Consider the following 20,455-nt stretch of genomic DNA (forward strand, 5'->3'; position numbering starts at 1 on the left):
CGCATGATGTCCAGTGCCAGCGATCCCGTCGAAAACCTGCGGACCCTGATCCGCTGTCCCTCCGTTACCCCGGCAGAAGGCGGTGCGCTCGGCGCGCTGGAAGCCATGCTGAAACCGCTCGGCTTCGAGACGGAGCGTCCGGTCTTCCGCGAGGACGGCACGCCGGACATCGAGAACCTCCATGCCCGCCTCGGCAGCAAGGGACCGCACCTCGCCTTCGCAGGCCACACCGACGTGGTGCCGACCGGCGACGAATCGGCCTGGTCGCACCCGCCCTTTGCGGCGGAGATATCGGACGGAATGATGTATGGCCGCGGCGCGGTGGACATGAAGGGCGGGATCGCCTGCTTCGTCGCCGCCGTGGCCCGGCATGTCCAGAAATACGGCCCGCCGAAAGGCTCGATCTCCTTCCTGATCACCGGCGACGAGGAAGGCCCGGCCATCAACGGCACGAAGAAGCTCCTGAAATGGGCGGCGGATCGCGGCGAGACGTGGGACGGCTGCGTTCTCGGCGAGCCGACCAATCCGGAGACGATCGGCGACATGATCAAGATCGGCCGACGCGGCTCGATCTCGGGCAGGGTCACGGTTTCCGGCGTCCAGGGCCATGTCGCCTATCCGCACCTTGCCGACAATCCCCTGCGCGGCATCGTGCAGGTGGCCGAGGCGCTCCTCGATCCGCCGCTCGACGACGGCACCGACCAGTTCCAGCCGACCAACCTGGAGATCACCACGATCGACACGGGCAATCCGGCGACCAACGTGATCCCGGCCAGTGCGACTCTGGCCTTCAACATCCGTTTCAACGACCGGTGGACCGCAGACAGCCTGAAGGCGGAAATCGAGGCACGCGTGGCACGGGGCGCGGCGGCGACGCGTCTTCGCCCGGGCAAGTCGGCGGCGCTGAAGGCGGAAGTCGAATGGCCCACGCCGGTCAGCCCGGTCTTCCTGACGCGCGACGAGACGCTGATCTCGACCGTCGCCGGCGCGGTCGAGGCGGTGACCGGCCGGATGCCCGCGCTGTCGACCTCCGGCGGCACGTCGGATGCCCGGTTCATCAAGGATTACTGCCCGGTGGTCGAGTTCGGCCTCGTCGGCCGGACCATGCACATGATCGACGAATGCGTGGCGGTCGAGGACCTCGAAACGCTCACGGCGATCTACGAACGCGTCATCGCAGACTGGTTCGCGGGCCGGCCATGAACTTCCTCGACTATGCCCTCTACCATGTCATCGGCGTGGCGCGCATCGTGCGGGGCGACCCGGACGCGCTTTCCGACATGGACATCTCGGCAGACGGCTTCTGGCGCTCCTTCCAGGCGATCCCGGCGGCAATGCCGGCGCTGATTTTCGCCTGGACGACGGAGGCGAGGCAGATCCGGGCCGCCGGGGCGGCGGATTCCGTCCTGTCGATGGTCGCCCGCATGGCATTCCTGGAAATCCTGTTCTGGATACTGCCGGTGATCGCGCTCGCCTTCGTGCTCAGGGCACTCGGCATGTCGCGCCGCTTTCCCCACCTGATCATCGCGCGCAACTGGCTGACGGTGCTGACCAGCTACATCTTCGTGCTGGTTCCACTCGGCGAGTTCGTTTTCCGGACCGGTGCGGAAAGCGACGCAATGCTTCTCGTGACCATCGTCACCATGCTGCTTGCGCTGTGGTTCTCGGTCCGCGTCACGCGCGTCGCGCTTTCGGTGACGCCGGCGGTCGCCTTCGCCTTCGTCGCGGTCGAGGTGTTCCTTACCTACCCGCTCGCCGTTTTCGCCTACGGGGCCGTGGGGTTGTATCCACAGGCGTGAAGGCGATGTCGTAGTCGACCTTCTCCAGGTAGAGCCCGTGCGGCGGAGCCAGCGCGCCGCAGCGCTGGTGGTCGCGCGCCTCCAGCGCCTCCTTCACGTCCTGCCTAGTCCAGCGCCCCTCCCCGACCAGCTTCAGCGTGCCGACGATCGAACGGACCTGGTTGTGCAGGAAGCTGCGCGCCGAAACGCGGAACGTGACCAGTTCCCCCGAACGGGAAACGACGATCCTGTCGAGCGTCTTGACCGGCGACTTCGACTGGCACTGAACGGCGCGAAAGGTGGTGAAGTCATGCGTGCCGATCAGCTCGGCGGCGGCATCCTGCATGGCATCGACGTCGAGCGGACGCTTCACCCACCAGGCCCGCTCGCGCTCCAGCGGGATCGGCTGGTGGCGGTTGACGATGCGGTAGAGATAGTGCCGGTTGGTGGCCGAGAAGCGCGCATGGAAATCCTCGTCCATCCGCTCGACATCGAGAATGGCAATGCGCTCGTCGGCCATCACCAGATGCGCGTTGATGGCGTCGAGGACGCGGCGCGCCTCCCACTCGCGCGCAAGATCGACGTGGCAAACCTGGCCCAGCGCGTGAACGCCGGTATCGGTGCGCCCGGCAACATGGACCGTCACCGTCTCTCCGGTGAACTTGCCGATGGCGCGCTCCATCGCCTCCTGGACGGCGTAGCCGTTCGACTGGCGCTGAAAGCCGACATAGGGCGTGCCGTCATATTCGACAGTCAGGCGATAGCGGGGCATGAAATCTCATCCGTTCGGGTCAGGCCCCGGCTTCTAGATCGGCGGGCCGGACGCGTAAAGCTCCCGGCGTTTCAGCGCACGGCCGTCACGGCCGCGCCGCGCAGGAAATCCGTGGCCGGGAGCGGCTTGCCGCCGGCCTTCTGCAGCGTGACCAGCTCGACAGCACCGTCGCCGCAGGCGACCGCAAGACGCTCATCGGCTGAAACCAGGTCGCCGGGCGATGCCGCTGCCTCGCCGGCCAGCCGGCTGCGCAGAAGCTTCACCCGCTCCCACCTGCCGCCAAGCTCCATCTCGCACCATGCACCCGGGAAAGGGGACAGGCCGCGAACGTGGTTGTGGACCTCGCGGGCCGGGCGGGACCAGTCGACGCGAGTCTCGGCCTTGTCGATCTTGGCCGCGTAGAGGACGCCCTCTTCCGGTTGCGGCGTGAGGGTGAGGCTGCCGCGCTCCAGCGCCGCCATGGCCCTGACCATGAGGTCGGCGCCAATCCGGGACAGCGTGTCGTGCAGTTCTCCCGCGGTTACGTCTTCACCGATCGGAACGCGCTCCTCCAAGGCTATGTCGCCGGTGTCCAGCCCCCTGTCCATCTTCATGACCATCATGCCGGTCTCCCTGTCGCCGGCCATGATGGCGCGCTGGATCGGGGCGGCACCGCGCCAGCGCGGCAGAAGCGATGCATGACCATTGTAGCAACCGAGACGGGTGCCGTTCAGCACAGGCTCGGGCAGCAACAGGCCGTAGGCAACCACGACCGCCGCATCGGCATCGAGATCGCGGAACGCGCGCTGCTCCTCCTCGCCCTTCAGGCTCGCCGGAGTGCGCACCGGGATGCCGAGCGCCTCGGCCTGGCGATGAACCGGGGACTTCGTCAGTTCGAGACCGCGACGGCCTGCCGGTCGCGGCGGCTGCGTGTAGCAGGCGACGATCTCGTGGCCCTGGGCGGCAAGCGCGGTCAGTGTCGGAACGGCAAAGTCCGGCGTGCCCATGAATATCAGCCGCATCGTGGCTCCCTCGCTAAAAAATTTCCCGATTCGTTAAAATGCCCACGCCCCCGTAAACGCAATCTTCAGGCGCTTTGCAAATAGAGGATTAACCGAGCAATGGGTGGATTGTGGGGTTGTTTACCATGACGAAGGCTGCATTCGGCCGTCGCAACGCAAAAGTCATTGCCAGCAGCGCGGACGCGGTGCTCAAGGAACACGCCGAGTACCGGGCCGGCGCCAAAGCGGAGAAGACGGCCGCGAAAAACCGTGACGGGTCCCTGATCGACCGCATGCTGGCATGGCTGTCCTATTACACGCTTGTATTCGTCAGTACCGTGGCGATGACGCCCGACACCGCCGCGGCAGCGGTGATGAAGGTCAGGCAGGTCGTTGAGACCGCGCTGCCAGGCTGATCACAGCCTGGTGCCGCCGCGCTGCTTGGCCAGCTTGGTGAATTTCCGGATGACCATGTCGCGCTTCAGCTTCGAGATGTGGTCGATGAACAGCACGCCGTTCAGGTGGTCGATCTCGTGCTGGACGCAGGTGGCGAGAATGCCGTCCGCATCCATCGTACGCTGCTTGCCGTCGCGATCGACATAGTTGACCGTCACCGTCGCCGGGCGCTCGACCTCGGCATAGTAGTCGGGAATCGACAGGCACCCCTCCTCGTAGGTCGAGGTCTCGTCGCCGGTGGACACGATTTCCGGGTTGATGAGGACGAAGGGGGACTTCTCCTCGTCGTCCTTCGAGACATCCATGACCAGCAGCCGGATCGGCTCGCCGACCTGGATGGCGGCAAGGCCGATGCCCGGCGCCTCGTACATGGTCTCCAGCATGTCGTCGGCGAAACGGCGAATGTCATCGTCCACGCGCTCAACCGGCTTCGATTTCTGGCGCAGGACGGGATCGGGGAGGAGAACTAGAGATCTGGTCGTCATCGTGCCGCTCACGTAAGCGCTGAACGCCGCGCCGTCAATCTCCCGCCGCACTCGGCGCCCATCTGACAGCAACCGGCGAATCGACTAGAAGGTAAGGATGGAACCCGCACTCGACCTGTCCCGCCCCCTCATCCCGCTCGGCGACGGCGCCATCACGCTCGGCCAGGCGCTGGCGGGCGGGGGCATCCTGCTGGCACTGGGCCTGCTCGCCCTGGTCATCGCGGCGATGCGGGCGGCAAACCACAGGGCCATGCTGCTGGAGGAGAGCCGGCGCCAGACGGCCGAGGCCGAGGCGCGGATGGCCGAGATCCTCAAGGCGCAGTCCGAAATGCAGGGCCGGATGGCCTCCATGGCGGAAATATTCGGCTCGCGGCAGGCGGAACTCAACCAGTCGATCCACCAGCGCTTCGATTCGATGACGAACCGGCTCGGCCAGTCGCTCACCGAGCACCAGAAGTCGACGCACGAGAACCTCTCCAAGCTGCAGGAGCGGCTCGTGGCGATCGACACGGCGCAGTCCAACATCCAGCAGCTCGCCGGACAGGTGGTGGAACTGCAGTCGATCCTCTCAAACAAGCAGACGCGCGGCGCCTTCGGCCAGGGCCGGATGGAGGCGATCGTCTCCGACGGGCTGCCGCCGGATGCCTACGAGTTCCAAGCAACGCTGACGAACGGCAACAGGCCCGACTGCATCATCCGCATGCCGAACGGCGCGCCGGGACTCGTCATCGACGCGAAATTTCCGCTCGAGGCCTGGAACGCGATCCGAAAAGCGGAGGACCCGGCACAGGCCACGGAGGCGGCAAGGCAGTTCCGCCGCGACATGGACGTCCACATCAAGGCGATCTCGGAGAAATACCTGATCGCGGGCGAGACGCAGGACACGGCCTTCCTGTTCGTGCCGTCGGAGTCGATCTTCGCCGACATCCACGAGCACCACGAGGGAATCATCCAGAAGGCGCACAAGGCAAGGGTGGTGATCGTGTCGCCCTCGCTGCTCATGCTGTCGATCCAGGTGGTGCAGGCGCTGCTGAAGGATGCGCGGATGCGCGAGCAGGCGCACCTGATCCAGGCCGAGGTGCTGCGGCTGATGGAGGACGTCACGCGGCTGGACGAGAGGGTGCGCAAGCTGCAGTCGCATTTCGGCCAGGCGCAGAAGGACATCGACGACATCCTGGTCTCCTCCTCCAAGGTGACGCGGCGCGGCCAGAAGATCGAAAGCCTGGAGTTCGCGGCCGAGAAAACAACGGAGGCACCGGCGGCGGACAAGCCGGCCGACAAGAGCGCCGAAAGCAAGACCGGCCAGCTGCGGCTCAGGGTCGTGGATCCGGAAGAGGAATGATCTCGAAAGGCGGGTCGAATTCCACCGCCTCCATGACGGCATGCACGGCACGCCGGATGCGCACCAGGGCCGCATCGTCCGTCGCGCGCGCGGTGATCAGCGGCAGGCCGGGACGCGAGGCGGTCCAGCCGGCGACGCGAAGCTGTTTCGCCGCCGGCTCGTGTTTCAGCGCGATTTCCCAGGTCACGCAGTCGATTGCCGCGAAATCCGCCTCGCCCGCCGCAACGGCCCTGACCGAATCCCGGTGCGAACCGGTCCACAGGACCTCTTCCGCCGACGGCAATTGCAGCCCGAGGGCCGCGCAATCGCGGACGAGCGCGACAAGGCCCGACATGGATGCCGGCTCGTTCGCCGCCATTCGGCCCGCAACGGCCTCCGGCGGAATCATTGCCGGTCCGTCGCCGTCCGGCGGCGGCACGTCCGCGCCCGGAGCGCGGCGCAGGATGGCGCTGCGATAGGTTCCCCGACCGCAACCCGGCGCATCGCTGACCGGCGTGGCAACATAGCGAACGCGGCCGGCCAGCACGGAGGCGAGCGGATGGCTGCAGGTCTCGCCGAGCAGGAGATCGGCGGACAGCCAGAGGGCAAGCAGGTCGCCGCCGCGCGTCAGGCGATCCGGCGCTTCCAAACCTTCCGCGCGCAGGGCATCGCGCAGCGCCGCCCAGCGGGCGTCGGTTTCGGCGCGACACTCCGGCCAGTCATACATGGGAAGCGTTGCAATCGGCGGCATGTCCGTTTCCTAGACGAACAGCCCCGCAATCGCCATGGCCCCGGCCGCTATTCCCGGTCCGCCTTCGCGGGAACGACGGCACCGCCCCCGACGCGCGGCCCGGTCGGCGCGCCGGCAGGATGAAAGCTTCCGCCGGAAACCGATGCCGGCACCTCGCCGATCCGCCAGGCCGGATGCACGACGGGCTCCTTCGCGCGGAAGGCATAGGCACGGAAGATCGCCCAGTAGTCGGGAAATACATAGCCGCCGTTGCGACGCAGCCATTCGGCGCGGTGCGCGCGGTAGAGGGCGGGCAGCTCGTACCACGGGACCTGCGGACGCTTGTGATGTACGAGATGCAGGTTGTTGTAGAGAAAGAGCAGGCCGAGGACGCCGCCATTCTCCACGATCACGGTGCGGCCGTCGGGCCGCTCCTCCCAGCGGTGCTCGCAATAGGTGCGGATGGCGATGATCGACATGCCCGCCCAAGCGACGGCGAGATAGGCGAGCGGCGGAATGTCCATCACCCCGAAAACGATCACCGCCAGGACGGCGAGACCGGCGACATGGTGAAGCCATGCCCGGCGAACGCCGCGCTCGCCGCGCAATATCCGGCCCGGCTCGGAGGCAAAGAAGGCCCCGACCATCAGGAGCGGACCGACGAGGAGGCGGCCGGCGAGCGTGTTGTTGACCACGAGCAGGAAACGCAGCGGCGCGCCGAGGCGCCGCCAGGTCACGGCGGAACGGTACCAGCTCTCCGGATCGTCATAGGGATCGGTCAGGCGCTCGTCATTGTGGTGGGCCAGATGCAACTGCCGGAAACGGCGATACGGATAGAATACGCCGAGCGGCAGGGCGACCAGCAGCTCGTTGACGGCGGCGCTTCGGGTCGGGTGGCCGTGCAGCACCTCGTGCTGCAGCGAGGAGTGAAGCGCCACGGCGACAGCCATGAGCGCAAGCGCGGGCAGCGGAAATTCCGGCCAGACAACCAGCCCGCAGACAAGCCACAGGCCATAACATACCGCCAGCATGGCCACGGTGGGCCATTCCAACTGTTTCGGATTTCGCATGTTTTTCCCCTAGCGGGCACAACATGCCTCCCGACTGCAGGGATTGAAACGAGAAACTGGTGAATTTCTTTTGAGACTGCACCACATTTCTGTCATATGTTTACCGATGTAAACAATGGTGCGGAAATAATGAACGCTCCGATCGACAAGCGGGATGCCGCGCGGCTGTTCCGCGAACGGCTGGAGGAGCTGCTGAAGCGGTCCGGCCTCAACCGCTCGGCCTTCGCCGCGAGCGTCGGCGTCGACCGCTCGGCGCTGTCGCAACTGCTCGCCGGCGAGGTGACGCGGCTGCCGCGCGCGGAGACGCTGATGCGCATTGCCGGCGTGCACGGCGTCAGTCTCGACTGGCTGCTGGGGCTGAGCCAGGCGGAGGACGTGACCGCGGCGATCAAGCCGGCGCTGGAACTGGAAGAGGCGCCCGACGACCGCGACGAGACGCTGCTGGACGCCTGGCACGGCGAGGCGGCGGGCACCAAGATCCGCTACGTGCCGAAGACGCTGCCCGACCTGCTGCGCACCGACGCGGTGATCTCCTACGAAAGCAGCGAGAACAAGCGCACGCTGGTCTCGCGCATAGACGAGGCGCAGGACCGCATCGCCTATACCCGCCGGCCGGAAACCGACATGGAAATCTGCATGCCGGTGCAAAGGCTGACAGACCTGCGAAGCGGCACGGGAACCTGGGCCGATCTCGCCGAACCGGCGCGGCTCTCCCAGCTCGACCACATGGCGGCGCTGATCGAGGACCTCTATCCCAGCCTCCGGCTCTATCTCTATGACGGGCTGTCCCACTATTCCGCGCCCTACACGGTGTTCGGGCCGTACCGGGTCTCGGTCTATATCGGCGACATGTACCTGGTGCTGAACGCCAAGGAGGCGGTCGCGGCGATGACGCGGCACTTCGACAACCTGATAAGGGCGGCCGCCGTGCAGGCGCACGAGGTGGCGGACTGGATCCGCGACCTGCGGGCCGGGGACTAGCGGATCGCCGCGACAAGGGCGTTCGACGGGAAGCACGTCGGCTTCATGCCGTTCCTCTCCTGCCACTCGCCGATGGAGCGCCGCGTGCGGAAACCCGGCAGCCCGTCGGCACCGCCGACATCGTAGCCCATGCCCTCCAGCGCGCGCTGCATCCTCGCGATGTCGGAGCGGAGCATGGAATCGGTCCTTCCCCAGGGCGCCGAGAAGCGGCGGTCGCCCCACTCGATGCGGTCGCCGGCATGGCCGACGAAGAGCGCGTAGAGATCGCTCTCGTTGTATTCCTTCAGCACGTAGAAATTGGGCGTGACGACGAAGGCCGGGCCGTGGCGGCCGGCGGGCATGAGCAGAAAGCCCTCCTTCCCCGCCTCGCCCGACGGGAAGGGCTTGCCGGAAACGCGGCGGATGCCGAGCTTCTCCCAGTCGGAGATGCGCCGCCCCCTGTCCGGCCCCTCCAGCGCGCAGGAGACCGTGTCCGGCACCGTCACCTCGAAGCCCCAGTCACGGCCCGCATCCCATCCGGCCTCCTTCAGATAGGCGGCGATGGAGGCCAGCGTGTCGGGCACGGAGTTCCAGATGTCGGGATGGCCGTCGCGGTCGTAATCGACGGCGTGATCGAGATAGGAGGAGGGCAGGAACTGCGGCTGGCCCAGCGCGCCGGCCCAGGAGGAGCGCATGTCGCCCGGCGCCGCCAGGCCGCTCTCGACGATGACGAGGGCGTTGAGCAGCTCCCTGCGGAACAGCTCCGGCCGGGTCGACATGAAGGCCTTGGTGCCCAGCACGCGGAAGGCGTCATGCGGGATTTTCACGCGGCCGAAGCCGGACTCGCGGCCCCATATGGCCAGCAGGATGCGGCCGGGCACGCCGTAGCTGCGCTCAATACCGGCCAGCAGTTTCGCATGCCGGCGGGCAAGCTCGCGTCCCGTCGCGGCGATATGGCCGACATTGCGCTCGTCGAAATAGTTCGCGGGCGCGGAAAACTCTGCCTGGCGCATCTGCCGCGGCGGCTCCTTCGATCCGGGCTTCACGAGGCCGGGAATGTCCGTATCGAGGCGTTTCGCGCCCATGGCGCGGTCGAAGGTGGCACGCGCGATGCCGGAACGCCGCGCCTCGGGCCAGATCGTGTCTTCCAGGAAGGCCTCATATTGCGCCTGCAGCGACTGCGCGGCGGCGGGCGCGGCGAAAAGGAGGGCAAGGACGGCGATGAGACGGCGCATTCGGATCTCCTCGATTCGGGACAGAGGGTAGCAGGCGAACACGGAATGGAAAGGGCGCGCGCCGCCGTTCCCGCCCTTCGCGCAGGGCGGGTTGCCGGAAAGGCGGTGGCCTTCCGCCCCGGTCACGGCGGCCCTTCCCGTTCCGCCCAGACCGCGACGCGGTGGCATTCCCCCAGAACCTCGTCGATGGCGTGGCGGCCTCGCTTCCGGTGCCCCGGCGGCGGGCCGGGGCGCAGCGCGGTGTAGATCACCCGGCGGCTGTCCGGCGGGCGGTGGCGGACGCGCGCCTCGTGGCGGGCAAGGCGGCGCGCCTCGCGGTGGATGTTGTCCAGCGCCATGCGCGCCGACACCAGGCGGCGCAAGAGGGTGACGGCGGGAACCGCATCGCCCGGCAGGCGCAGGTCAGGCTCCGGCAATGGCGGGTGGCGCATGTAGACCGGAAACGGGTTGTCGCCCAGCAGGCGGATGCGCGGGCGCGTGCGTGCGTAACGGCGCCGGGGGCGGGTGAAATCGAAGCGCTTGCGCGGATCAATGAGCGGGAAGGCCGGGATGGGGCCGAGCGGCACGGGACCGTCCGGCTTCTCTTCCTGCTCCGGTTCGGGGTCGGGGACGATGCGGAGATTGGCCAGTCCCAGATTCACCGGCACGCGGACGAGCTGCGGGGCGCCGGGAAGCGGTTTTTCCGGCGGCGCGGGCGGCGCGGGGCGGATGGTGACGGTGACGGGGGTGGCGGGCTCGCTCCTCCCCTCTCCCCTCGCGGGAGAGGGTGGCGCGCGCAGCGCGTCGGGTGAGGGGGAACCGGCGTTTGCCGGTTTCACCTGCCCTCCGCCATCGCGCCCCGTCTTCGGCTTCAATGCAGGCGCATGGCGGACCCGAACCTCGATGTCGCGCGCGGCGATCACGATCAGCCTTCTGACGGCGGCCTCGGCGGAGCGCAGGATGCGGCGAACGTGGAGAACGGCGAAACGCGGCAGGGTGGCCGGGAGGACGGGCGCGGGTGCCGTATCGAAGTCCAGCCCGGCCAGCGCGAAAAGGTCGCGCAGGATGCGCAGCAGGTCCCTGCGGTTTCTCTCTATCGCCAGTGCCCAGTCGAACTGCATCGCCTGCCTCCTCGCCGCACCATGCGGCGCGAACAAGGATAAGGGAGGCGGGAGCGCGGTGGACAAGTCCTGGCAAAAGACGCGGCGGGGCCCCGGACCGCGGCCATGCCTAGCCGAAGGCGTCGAGCATGCGGCGGATTTCCGGCAGGGCGAATTCCGCCGTCCGCCGCCCCTCCCCGATCGCCCTTGCCGCGTTCTCGAAATCGAGAAAGCCCATGCCGCCGAGGCGCGGCACCAGAAGCGCATGGGGCGGCTCGCCGGCCAGGCGCGAGCGGGTGATGCGGTCCTGCATGATGTTGATGGAATTGGTGAGAATGTCGAAATAGCCGGGCACCTTCTCCCCGGTGCCGAAATGCCGCCCCAGCGTCTCGGCGACAACCGGGCGCCATGCCGAAGGCAGGCCGGACAGGGCCTTGTCGATCATGTCGGAGCCGGCCTGCCCGCCCGCCCTGGCCGACTGGGCGCGGCGGCGACCGACCAGCTCGCCGTTCAGGTTGACGGCGATGACGAAATCGGCGCCGAGCGCGCGGCAGACAGAGACCGGCACCGGGTTGACGAGACCGCCATCGACGAACCAGCGATTGCCGATCCGGACCGGGGCGAGAATGCCGGGCAATGCCAGCGAGGCGCGCACGGCGCGGTCCACCGGGCCGGTTTCGAACCATTCCTCCAGGCCGGTGCCATAGTCGGTGGCGACCGCGGCGAAACGGCTGCCGAAATCCTCGATATTGCCGCCGACCCCGAACTCCCGGAAGAAATGGTTGACGAAGCCGGTCGAGATCAGCCCGCCGGAAAAGGACAGGTCGAACTTGCCGACCACGCGGCGCCAGGAGAAGGCCTCGGCCCAGTTCCTGAGATCCTCCAGCTTCCCGGCCGCGTAGGCCGCGCCGACAAAGGCGCCGACCGAACAGCCGGCGACGACATCCGGCCGGATGCCTGCCGCCTCGAGCACCTCGATGACGCCGATATGCGACCAGCCGCGCGCCGCGCCGCTGCCGAGGGCGAGGCCTATGACCGGCTTGTGCATGACCGTGTCCCCCGCCTCAGAAGCTGGTGCGCGAGCGCAGGGCCGCCGACAGCGTGCCCTCGTCGAGATAGTCCAGCTCGCCGCCGACCGGCACGCCGTGGGCGAGCCGCGTGACCTTGACGTCGAGCCCCTCGAGCTGGTCGGTGATGAAATGCGCCGTGGTCTGGCCCTCGACCGTGGCATTGACGGCGATGATCAGCTCCGAGACGCCGCCGGCGGCAACGCGGTCGACCAGAGAGCGGATGTTGAGATCCTCCGGGCCTACGCCGTCGAGCGGCGACAGCGTGCCGCCGAGCACGTGGTATTTCGCGTTCATGGCCCCGGCGCGCTCCAGCGCCCAGAGATCGGACACGTCCTCGACCACGATCACGGTGGCGCCGTCGCGGCGCGGATCGGTGCAGATCGAGCAGGGATCGACCGTGTCGACATTGCCGCAGACCGAGCAGACCGTGACCTTTTCGACCGCCTCGGCGAGCGCGCCGGCGAGCGGGGCCATCAACTGGTCCTTCTTCTTGATCAGGTGCAACGCGGCGCGGCGGGCCGAGCGCGGCCCGAGACCCGGCACCTTTGCAAGGAGCTGGATCAGCCTCTCGATTTCCGGTCCGGCGATTCGCTTGGTGGACATGGCGCAGATGTAGGGATTTCGGCGCGAACGGGAAAGAAAAAACGTCACGGAGACAAGAATCGGGTGGCGGACGGGGCTTTCCGGCGGCACGGTCGCCGCGCAACACGGAGACCGACATGCCCGCCGCCCGCACATCCATGACGCCGACCGAATGGGCGATGCTCGTTGCGCTGTCCGTCCTGTGGGGCGGGTCCTTCTTCTTCAACGGCGTGGCAGTGCGGGAACTGCCGCCGCTGACCATCGTGTTCGCCCGGGTGGCGCTGGCCGCGCTGGTGCTGCATCTCGTCCTGGCGGCGACGGGACGGCGGCTGCCCGCGAGCCGCGAGGCCTGGCTGGCCTTCGCCGGCATGGGCGTGCTCAACAATGTCGTGCCCTTCACGCTGATCGTCTGGGGCCAGGGCCAGATCGCCTCGGGCGTCGCCTCGATCCTGAACGCCACGACGCCGCTGTTCACCGTGCTGGTGGCGCACGCCTTCACCGCCGACGAGCGGCTGACACCGATGCGCGCGGCCGGCGTGATCGCCGGATTCGCCGGGGTGGCGGCGATGATCGGCGGCAACGGGCTCTCCGGCGCGGTGCCGGTCGCGGCCTACGCGGCCTGCCTCGGCGCGGCGCTTTCCTACGGCCTGTCCAGCGTCTTCGGGCGGCGGTTCCGGGCTCTCGGCATCGCGCCGCTCTCCGTGGCGACGGGACAGCTGACCATGTCGAGCCTGATGATGCTGCCGCTGATGCTCGCCGCCGAGCGGCCGTGGACGCTCGCCGTGCCCGGCGCCGACACGTTGCTGGCGGTGGCCGGGCTGGCAACGGTCTCGACGGCGCTGGCCTACATACTGTTCTTCCGCATCCTCGCCGGCGCCGGGGCGACCAACATCTCGCTGGTCACGTTCCTGATCCCGCCCAGCGCGATCCTGCTCGGCATCGCCTTTCTCGGCGAGACGCTGCTGCCGCGCCACGTCGCCGGAATGGCGCTGATCGGGCTCGGGCTGGCGCTGGTGGACGGGCGGCTGATGCGGCGGCGGGCGAAGGCGCAAACCTAACAATTCTTGTTGGTTCCTGCCAGGAGCGCTATATTGGGAGCATGAAAACCGAACCCATGAAGACGCTCACCGTTTCGCTCTCGCCGCAACAGGCGCGCATGCTGCAGGCGGCAGTCGACTCGGGCAGCTACGCCTCCAACAGCGAGGTGGTGCGCGATGCGTTGCGCCTGTGGGAACAGCGGGAGGAGCTTCGCCGCCTCGAGATCGCCCGCCTGAAACGGGCCTATGACGAGGGAAAGGCGAGCGGCGAGGGCCGGGAAATCGACGGTCCCACGCTGCTGGCCGAACTGAAAGCCGAAGCCAAGGCGGATGGGCCGCTATAGGCTGACACCGCGCGCCGAGGAAGACCTGCGAGCGATCTGGCGCGCGATCGCCCCGGAGAACGAGGCCGCGGCAGACGCTCTCCTGATGCGGATATTCGACCGGCTCGAACTGGCCGCGGAACAGCCCCGGATGGGCGCTGCGCGCCCGGAACTCAGCGCGACGGCACGCATTCTCGTCGAGGGCAACTACATCGTCATCTACGAACCGGAGCCCGACGGTATCCTCGTCATCGCCGTCGTCCACGGCATGCGCGATCCGGCCAACTGGCTGTGACGCCGCCTAGAAGGGCAGCTTCATGCCGGGCGGGATCGGCAAGCCGGCGGCCATCTCCTTCGTCTTCTCGGCGATGATCGCCTCGATCTTCGCCTTGGCGTCGTTGTGGGCGGCGATGACAAGATCCTCGAGGATCTCGACGTCGTCCTCCCTGAACATGGAAGGATCGATCTTCACGCCCTGCATGGCGCCCTTGCCGTTCAGCGTGACGGCGACCATGCCGCCGCCGGCCGTGCCCTCGGCGGTCATGGTCTCCATCTCCGCCTGCATGGCCTGCATCTTTTCCTGCATTTCCCTGGCCTTGCCCATAAGGCCCATGATGTCGCGCATGACGCTCTCCTCTAAAGTTCGTCGGCCTCGTCGGGATCGAAGGGGACCTCCGGCGCGGCGAATTCATCCTCCGCGATATCGGCATCCGCCGCCCCCTCGGCAAGCCGCACGTCGATGATCTTCGCGCCGGGGAAGGCCGCCAGGATGGCGGCAATCTCGGGATCGCGGCCGGCATCGGCCACCGCCATCTCGCGGCGCTCGGTGTCGATCTCCTCCAGCGTCTTGCCGCCCGGCTCGCGCGACAGCGAGACGACCCAGCGCGTGCCGGTCCACTCCAGCAGCTTGCGCGACAGGTCGCCGAGCAGCGCGCGCGGCGCGTCCTCCGTCAGGCTGACGGCAAGCTTGCCCGGCTCGATGGAGACCGGGCGGACGCACTTGCGCAGATTGACCTTCATCAGCGGGTCGCGGTGGCGGTCGGCGAGATCGACCAGATCCTGCATGGAATAGACGGGCACGGCGGGCCGCTCGGGCTCGGGCTCGGGCCGCGGCGCCTCCTGCAAACGGGGCTCCGGCCCGGAGGAGACGAGGCGCATGGCGCTCGCTCCGCCGCCGGCGCCCGCCGTCGGGGCACGATCCGGCGCGGAGGCCGGGGCGGCGGCCTGCGCAACCGCCTGCGCGCCGCTGCCGCCGCCATTGCCGCTTGCGGACGGCGCGGACGAACCGGCGGAAAGCGCCGGGCGCGACGGCTCGCCCGCGGGCGCGGAATCGAGCGCCTTCAGCGCCTCGTCCAGCGTCGGCAGCGTGGCCGCGTGGGCAAGCCGGATCAGCACCATCTCGGCGGCGGCGACCGGACGCGAGGACAGCTCAGTCTCGGGAATGCCCTTGAGCAACATCTGCCAGGCGCGCGACAGGACCTTGACCGGCAGCCGCTTCGCGAATTCGAGGCCGCGGGTGCGCTCGTCCGGCGTCAGCGACGGATCGTTCTCGGCGGCCTGGGGCACGAAACGAAGCCGGGTGACGAGATGGGTGAAATCGGCGAGGTCGGTCAGCACGACGGCCGGGTCGGCGCCGACATCGTACTGGGCGCGGAACTCGTCCAGCGCCTCGGCGACGCGGCCGGACATCAGGTGCTCGAACAGGTCGATGACCCGGGCGCGGTCGGCCAGGCCCAGCATGGAGCGCACGGCCTCCGCCGTGACGGCACCGGAACCGTGGGCGATCGCCTGGTCGAGGATGGACAGGGAATCGCGCACCGAGCCCTCCGCCGCGCGGGCGATCATGGCCAGCGCCTCCTCCTCCGCCTCGACCGATTCGAGATCGGCGATCCGGCGCAGGTGCTGGGCGAGCTCGGCGGTCTCGATGCGGCGCAGGTCGAAACGCTGGCAACGCGACAGGACCGTGATCGGCACCTTGCGGATCTCGGTGGTGGCGAAGATGAACTTCACATGCTCCGGCGGCTCCTCCAGCGTCTTCAGCAGGCCGTTGAAGGCCTGCGTGGAGAGCATGTGGACCTCGTCGATGATGTAGACCTTGTAGCGCGCCGAAACCGGGCGGTAGCGCACCTGCTCGATGATCTCGCGGATGTCGTCGATGCCGGTGTGGGAGGCGGCGTCCATCTCGATCACGTCGACATGGCGGCCCTCCATGATCGCCTCGCAATGCTCGCCCGGCTCGGCGAGATCGATATGCGGACGATCGATCGTGTCGGTCCTGTAGTTGAGCGCGCGGGCCAGGATGCGGGCCGTCGTCGTCTTGCCGACGCCGCGCACGCCGGTCAGCATCCAGGCCTGGGCGATGCGCCCCGCCGAGAAGGCGTTCTTGAGGGTGCGCACCATCGGCTCCTGGCCGATAAGGTCGGAGAAGTCGCGCGGACGGTACTTGCGCGCAAGAACGCGGTAGGGCGTTGCGGGGGTGTCGCTCATGCTTCCTGTCTAAAGCGATTCAGCGCCGAGCGAAAGCGCCCGAAGGTCCGAATTGCCCGTGAAACACCAGTGCGGGAAGGCGGGAGGCTGGCACGGTGACCCGTGCCGGATCTCGTTAGGGCTGCTTCCTTCCGGACCTGACCCGGTTGGCGAGTGGCTCGTCCACCACCAACCTCCCGACCGCGATATCGTATTTCGCGGCGGCAAAAGCAAGTCGCCAGACGGAAAAAAGCTGCTAGTGTTGCGCCATGAAACAGTTTTGCCTCGATCCGACACTCGCCGCCGACACCATTCCCGTGGCCGACCTCGGCCTGTGCCGGCTGCTGCTGATGAACGACAGCCGCTTTCCCTGGATGATCCTGGTGCCGAAGCGGGCGGACGTGACCGAGATCTACGAGCTGTCGCCGCTCGACCAGACGATGCTGACCTTCGAGACCGTCACCGTCTCGGAGCATCTCAGGGTGCTGACCGGCTGCCACAAGGTCAATGTCGCCGCGCTCGGCAACCAGGTGCGGCAACTGCACATGCATGTCATCGCGCGTCACGTCGACGACGACGCCTGGCCGAACCCGGTCTGGGGATCGGGCCGGGCCAAGCCCTATGCGCGGGAGGCGGCGGAACACTTCATCTCGGAATTCACCGCCAGCTTCCAGGAACGCTCCTGACGGATTTCGCAACTGGCCCCCGCGCCCGCGTTCTGGCACAAATGTTCCCGCAGAGAGAACCGCGAAGCGAGGTAACCGCATGACCACCCGCCTGGACGGCGCGCCCTATCCGGAACCTTCGAGCGAAACCGGCTTCGCGGGCAACCGCCTGGAACGGCGCTCGGAGAAACGCAGCGCCGACTCCACGCGCGAGGCACTGGCGGACGACCGGGCGCATCTCTACCTGCTCGCCGACAACCGCGTGCTGCTGAAGCACGACGAGGAAATATTCGACCCGCTGTTCGCGCCCGGCGAAATCTCCGATCTCGATGCCGATATCGACGAGGCCGTGCTGCTCGGCTTCGAGGCCGACGGGGCGCCGGTGCTGGCGGCATGGACCGAAACCGACAGGGAACACCTGCCCGACCACATCAAGGCGATCGACCTGCGCTCGGTCTACGTGCAGGGACTGGTGCCGCCGGACCGGCTGGGCGCCATCGCCCAGGCCGCCGCGCTCGTCTCATGGAACCGCACGCACCGCTTCTGCGCGCGCTGCGGACATCCCAGCGAAATCACCGACGGCGGCTACAAGCGCATATGCAGCCAATGCGGGACGCTGCACTTTCCGCGCACCGACCCGGTGGTCATCATGCTGTCGGTGACGCCGGACAACGGCTCCTGCCTGCTCGGGCGCAGCCCCCATTTCGGCGAGGGCATGTATTCCTGTCTCGCCGGCTTCGTGGAACCGGGCGAAACGATCGAGAACGCGGTGCGACGCGAGACCAAGGAGGAAAGCGGCATCTCCGTCGGCAAGGTCGCCTACCATGCCAGCCAGCCCTGGCCGTTCCCGCACACGCTGATGATCGGCTGCCACGCGGTGGCCGAGTCCACCGAGATCACCATCGACGAGGAACTGGAGGACTGCCGCTGGTTCACCCGCGCGGAAGTCCGGACCATGCTCGACAGGACCCATCCGGACGGGCTCTGCACCCCGCCGGACGGCGCGATCGCGTCGCTCCTCATCCGCGCATGGGTGGACGAAAGGGAGACATGAAGATGCTGACGGACGGATGGGAGAAAAACGTTCTCGAGTTCTGGTTCACCGAGCTGACGCCGGACCAGTGGTACAGGCGGGACGACCGGCTTGACGAAACGATCGCCGGACGGTTCGGCGCGCTGCACGAGGCGGTGGCCGCAACCGACAACGACAAGCTGCTCGCCACGCCCCGGACGGCGCTTGCCGCGATCATCGTACTCGACCAGTTCTCGCGCAACATGTTCCGCGGCAGCCCGAAAAGCTTCGCCACCGACGCCAAGGCGCGGGCAATCGCGAATGCCGTGCTCGACGCGGGCGGGGACGAGGGCATGAGCGACGACGAGAAGCAGTTTCTCTACATGCCGTTCATGCATTCCGAGACGCTGGCCGACCAGGACCGGTCCGTGGCCCTGTTCGCCACGCTCGGCCGCGCGGAGTCGCTGAAATACGCCAAGGCGCACCGCGGCCCGATCAAGGCGTTCGGGCAGTTCCCGCATCGTAACGCCGTTCTCGGCCGGCCGACCTCGCCGGCGGAAATGGCATGGATCGAGGAACACGGCGGTTTCTGAGGCGAAACGCGCCGCGACGTTTACGTTCACGTCAAAAAAACTTGCATCGTCACAAGTCGCGAAATATGTCAGCTTGAATACGAACAACAATTTCGGGGCGTGCGGAGGGAGAGATCGCAAGCGCCGGCGGTTCGGGAGGAAAGAGATGGCAAGTACAGCGAAAGCAAAATCGGCCTACGCGGCGAAACCGTGGCTGAAGTCCTACCCGGAACAGGTTCCGGCTGAAATGGGGCAGATCGCCTACAGCTCGCTGGCCGACATGGCCGAGAAATGCTGCGCGAAATATGCCGACCGCCCGGCCTATACCTGCATGGACAAGACCATCAGCTACGCCGAACTGGACGCGGCGACCGTCGCCTTCGGCGCCTACCTGCAGTCACTCGGCCTCGAAAAGGGCGACCGCGTCGCGCTGATGATGCCGAACATCCTGCAATATCCCGTGGCGCTCTACGGCGTGCTGCGCGCGGGCATGACGGTGGTCAACGTCAACCCGCTCTACACGCCGCGCGAGCTGGAGCACCAGCTCAAGGATTCCGGCGCCAAGGCCATCGTGATCCTGGAGAATTTCGCCCACACATTGCAGGAGGTCGCGGAAAGGACACCGGTCGAGCACGTGGTGGTCACGGCAATGGGCGACATGATGGGGCTGAAGGGCCACATCGTGAACTTCGTCGTCCGCAAGGTGAAGAAGATGGTGCCGGCATGGTCCCTGCCCGGCCACGTCTCCTTCAAGGCCGCGCTGGCCGCCGGACGCGGCAAGCCGCTGCGCCCCGTGGAACTCGGCCACGGGGACATCGCCTTCCTGCAATACACGGGCGGCACGACCGGCGTTTCCAAGGGCGCGACGCTGACGCATGGCAACGTGCTGGCCAACGTGCAGCAGAACACGCACTGGGTCGAGGTGGCCTATGCGGCACGCGGCAAGCCCGACCTGATCACCTACATGTGCGCGCTGCCGCTCTACCACATCTTCGCGCTCACGGTGAACTCGATCTGCGGCATGGACCAGGGCGGCCACAACGTGCTGATCCCCAATCCCCGCGACATCCCCGCCTTCGTCAAGGAACTGGCGAAATACGAGTGGAACTTCTTCGCCGGGCTCAACACGCTGTTCAACGCGCTGCTCAACAACGAGGAGTTCCGCAAGCTCGACTTCAGCCACGTGCGGCTGGTCATGGGCGGCGGCATGGCGGTGCAGAAGCCCGTCGCCGACCGCTGGAAGGAAGTCACCGGAACGGTCATCTACGAGGGCTACGGCCTCTCGGAAACCTCCCCGGTGGCGACGGCCAACCGCTTCGACTCGCCGGAATTCACCGGCACGATCGGCCTGCCGCTGCCGTCGACCGAAATCGCCATCCGCGACGAGGACGGCAACGACCTGCCGCTGGGCGAGGTGGGCGAGATCTGCATCCGCGGCCCGCAGGTGATGGCCGGCTACTGGAACCGGCCGGACGAAACGGCGAAGGTCATGACCGAGGACGGCTTCTTCCGCTCCGGCGACATGGGCTTCATGGACGAGGCAGGCCTGACCAAGATCGTCGACCGGAAGAAGGACATGATCCTGGTCTCCGGCTTCAACGTCTATCCCAACGAGATCGAGGAAGTCGCCGCCGCGCATCCGGGCATCCTCGAGGCCGCCGCCATCGGCGTTCCGGACGAGAAATCGGGCGAGGTGGTGAAGCTGTTCGTGGTGCGCAAGGACGAGAGCGTGACCGAGGACGTGGTCAAGGCGCATTGCGCCGAGAACCTGACCAACTACAAGCGGCCGAAATACATCGAGTTCCGCGACGAACTGCCGAAGACCAATGTCGGCAAGATATTGCGGCGGGAACTGCGGTAGC

At 67.4% G+C, this 20,455-nt stretch carries 23 protein-coding genes and 1 other RNA gene; 12 read left to right on the forward strand and 12 right to left on the reverse strand.

Going from position 1 to position 20,455, the window contains the following annotated elements; genetic code table 11:
* Positions 1–6: 6 nt before the first annotated feature.
* Both dapE and HTY61_RS13615 read left to right on the forward strand, forming a co-directional pair.
* Positions 7–1,203, forward strand: a complete 1,197-nt coding sequence (gene dapE, locus HTY61_RS13610; protein ID WP_175278552.1) for a succinyl-diaminopimelate desuccinylase — start codon at positions 7–9, stop codon at positions 1,201–1,203.
* Complete coding sequence (locus HTY61_RS13615; protein WP_175277314.1) at positions 1,200–1,799, forward strand: hypothetical protein; 600 nt, start codon at positions 1,200–1,202, stop codon at positions 1,797–1,799. The genes dapE and HTY61_RS13615 overlap by 4 nt, the downstream gene beginning before the upstream one ends.
* On the opposite strand, the gene truA is transcribed toward HTY61_RS13615, so the two are convergent.
* A complete protein-coding gene (truA, locus tag HTY61_RS13620; RefSeq protein ID WP_175277315.1) occupies positions 1,741–2,550 on the reverse strand; it encodes a tRNA pseudouridine(38-40) synthase TruA in 810 nt (269 codons plus the stop codon). The two genes, HTY61_RS13615 and truA, sit on opposite strands and share 59 nt — an antisense overlap.
* Positions 2,551–2,621: 71 nt before the next feature.
* Positions 2,622–3,551: a methionyl-tRNA formyltransferase gene (gene fmt / locus HTY61_RS13625; protein WP_175277316.1), complete on the reverse strand. Its 930-nt coding sequence runs from the start codon at positions 3,549–3,551 to the stop codon at positions 2,622–2,624.
* A gap of 125 nt (positions 3,552–3,676) precedes the next feature.
* On the opposite strand from fmt, the gene HTY61_RS13630 reads away from it, so the two are divergent.
* Positions 3,677–3,946: a hypothetical protein gene (locus HTY61_RS13630; RefSeq protein WP_175277317.1), complete on the forward strand. Its 270-nt coding sequence runs from the start codon at positions 3,677–3,679 to the stop codon at positions 3,944–3,946.
* Here the strand turns inward: HTY61_RS13630 and def are convergent, their stop codons facing one another.
* Positions 3,947–4,471, reverse strand: coding sequence for a peptide deformylase (def, locus tag HTY61_RS13635; protein WP_175277318.1), 525 nt, complete (start codon positions 4,469–4,471; stop codon positions 3,947–3,949). It abuts the gene before it with no gap.
* Positions 4,472–4,568: 97 nt separating this feature from the next.
* On the opposite strand from def, the gene HTY61_RS13640 reads away from it, so the two are divergent.
* Entirely contained in the window at positions 4,569–5,813 is a 1,245-nt protein-coding gene (locus HTY61_RS13640; protein WP_175277319.1) for a DNA recombination protein RmuC, read from the forward strand.
* Here the strand turns inward: HTY61_RS13640 and HTY61_RS13645 are convergent.
* A complete protein-coding gene (locus HTY61_RS13645) occupies positions 5,785–6,543 on the reverse strand; it encodes a phosphate/phosphite/phosphonate ABC transporter substrate-binding protein (protein WP_175277320.1) in 759 nt (252 codons plus the stop codon). The two genes, HTY61_RS13640 and HTY61_RS13645, sit on opposite strands and share 29 nt — an antisense overlap.
* A 47-nt stretch (positions 6,544–6,590) precedes the next feature.
* The gene (locus tag HTY61_RS13650) at positions 6,591–7,592 is read right to left on the reverse strand and encodes a fatty acid desaturase (RefSeq protein ID WP_175277321.1); all 1,002 of its coding nucleotides are present in this window, start codon (positions 7,590–7,592) and stop codon (positions 6,591–6,593) included.
* Between the two features lie 129 nt (positions 7,593–7,721).
* Between HTY61_RS13650 and HTY61_RS13655 the strand changes: the two genes are divergently transcribed.
* Entirely contained in the window at positions 7,722–8,573 is an 852-nt protein-coding gene (locus HTY61_RS13655) for a helix-turn-helix domain-containing protein (protein WP_246272803.1), read from the forward strand.
* On the opposite strand, the gene HTY61_RS13660 is transcribed toward HTY61_RS13655, so the two are convergent.
* The 4 genes from HTY61_RS13660 to recR form a co-directional block, all read right to left on the reverse strand.
* A complete protein-coding gene (locus HTY61_RS13660) occupies positions 8,570–9,787 on the reverse strand; it encodes a lytic murein transglycosylase (RefSeq protein WP_175277322.1) in 1,218 nt (405 codons plus the stop codon). The two genes, HTY61_RS13655 and HTY61_RS13660, sit on opposite strands and share 4 nt — an antisense overlap.
* A 122-nt stretch (positions 9,788–9,909) precedes the next feature.
* On the reverse strand, positions 9,910–10,887 hold the full coding sequence (locus HTY61_RS13665) for a hypothetical protein (RefSeq protein WP_175277323.1): 978 nt from the start codon (positions 10,885–10,887) through the stop codon (positions 9,910–9,912).
* Positions 10,888–10,996: 109 nt separating this feature from the next.
* A complete protein-coding gene (locus HTY61_RS13670) occupies positions 10,997–11,914 on the reverse strand; it encodes a patatin-like phospholipase family protein (protein WP_175277324.1) in 918 nt (305 codons plus the stop codon).
* A gap of 16 nt (positions 11,915–11,930) precedes the next feature.
* Positions 11,931–12,539, reverse strand: a complete 609-nt coding sequence (recR, locus tag HTY61_RS13675; RefSeq protein WP_175277325.1) for a recombination mediator RecR — start codon at positions 12,537–12,539, stop codon at positions 11,931–11,933.
* 116 nt (positions 12,540–12,655) lie between these two features.
* Here recR and HTY61_RS13680 point away from each other — a divergent pair, with 116 nt between their 5' ends.
* From HTY61_RS13680 to HTY61_RS13690, 3 genes are read left to right on the forward strand one after another with little or no spacing between them, the layout of a single operon-like run.
* Entirely contained in the window at positions 12,656–13,576 is a 921-nt protein-coding gene (locus HTY61_RS13680; protein WP_175277326.1) for a DMT family transporter, read from the forward strand.
* Between the two features lie 41 nt (positions 13,577–13,617).
* Positions 13,618–13,899, forward strand: coding sequence for a type II toxin-antitoxin system ParD family antitoxin (locus tag HTY61_RS13685; RefSeq protein WP_246272804.1), 282 nt, complete (start codon positions 13,618–13,620; stop codon positions 13,897–13,899).
* Positions 13,886–14,173 carry a type II toxin-antitoxin system RelE/ParE family toxin gene (locus tag HTY61_RS13690; RefSeq protein ID WP_175277327.1) on the forward strand — a complete coding sequence of 96 codons (288 nt, stop codon included), beginning with the start codon at positions 13,886–13,888 and terminating at the stop codon, positions 14,171–14,173. Before HTY61_RS13685 ends, HTY61_RS13690 begins: the two co-directional genes overlap by 14 nt.
* A gap of 6 nt (positions 14,174–14,179) precedes the next feature.
* Here HTY61_RS13690 and HTY61_RS13695 read toward each other — a convergent pair whose 3' ends face one another.
* The 3 genes from HTY61_RS13695 to ffs all read right to left on the reverse strand — a co-directional run bounded on the left by HTY61_RS13695 (position 14,180) and on the right by ffs (position 16,542).
* Positions 14,180–14,503, reverse strand: a complete 324-nt coding sequence (locus HTY61_RS13695) for a YbaB/EbfC family nucleoid-associated protein (protein ID WP_175277328.1) — start codon at positions 14,501–14,503, stop codon at positions 14,180–14,182.
* A gap of 11 nt (positions 14,504–14,514) precedes the next feature.
* Positions 14,515–16,365, reverse strand: coding sequence for a DNA polymerase III subunit gamma/tau (locus HTY61_RS13700; protein ID WP_175277329.1), 1,851 nt, complete (start codon positions 16,363–16,365; stop codon positions 14,515–14,517).
* Between the two features lie 79 nt (positions 16,366–16,444).
* Positions 16,445–16,542: signal recognition particle sRNA small type (gene ffs / locus HTY61_RS13705), an RNA gene on the reverse strand.
* Between the two features lie 71 nt (positions 16,543–16,613).
* Here ffs and HTY61_RS13710 point away from each other — a divergent pair.
* From HTY61_RS13710 to HTY61_RS13725, 4 genes are all read left to right on the forward strand, one after another.
* On the forward strand, positions 16,614–17,030 hold the full coding sequence (locus HTY61_RS13710) for an HIT domain-containing protein (protein WP_175277330.1): 417 nt from the start codon (positions 16,614–16,616) through the stop codon (positions 17,028–17,030).
* Positions 17,031–17,109: 79 nt separating this feature from the next.
* The gene (gene nudC / locus HTY61_RS13715) at positions 17,110–18,063 is read left to right on the forward strand and encodes an NAD(+) diphosphatase (protein ID WP_175277331.1); all 954 of its coding nucleotides are present in this window, start codon (positions 17,110–17,112) and stop codon (positions 18,061–18,063) included.
* The gene (locus HTY61_RS13720) at positions 18,060–18,614 is read left to right on the forward strand and encodes a DUF924 family protein (RefSeq protein WP_246272805.1); all 555 of its coding nucleotides are present in this window, start codon (positions 18,060–18,062) and stop codon (positions 18,612–18,614) included. Before nudC ends, HTY61_RS13720 begins: the two co-directional genes overlap by 4 nt.
* Before the next feature lie 145 nt (positions 18,615–18,759).
* Entirely contained in the window at positions 18,760–20,454 is a 1,695-nt protein-coding gene (locus HTY61_RS13725) for a long-chain fatty acid--CoA ligase (protein ID WP_175277332.1), read from the forward strand.
* The last annotated feature ends 1 nt before the right edge of the window (position 20,455 follow it).

Source organism: Oricola thermophila, assembly GCF_013358405.1.
GTDB classification, from domain to species: domain Bacteria; phylum Pseudomonadota; class Alphaproteobacteria; order Rhizobiales; family Rhizobiaceae; genus Oricola; species Oricola thermophila.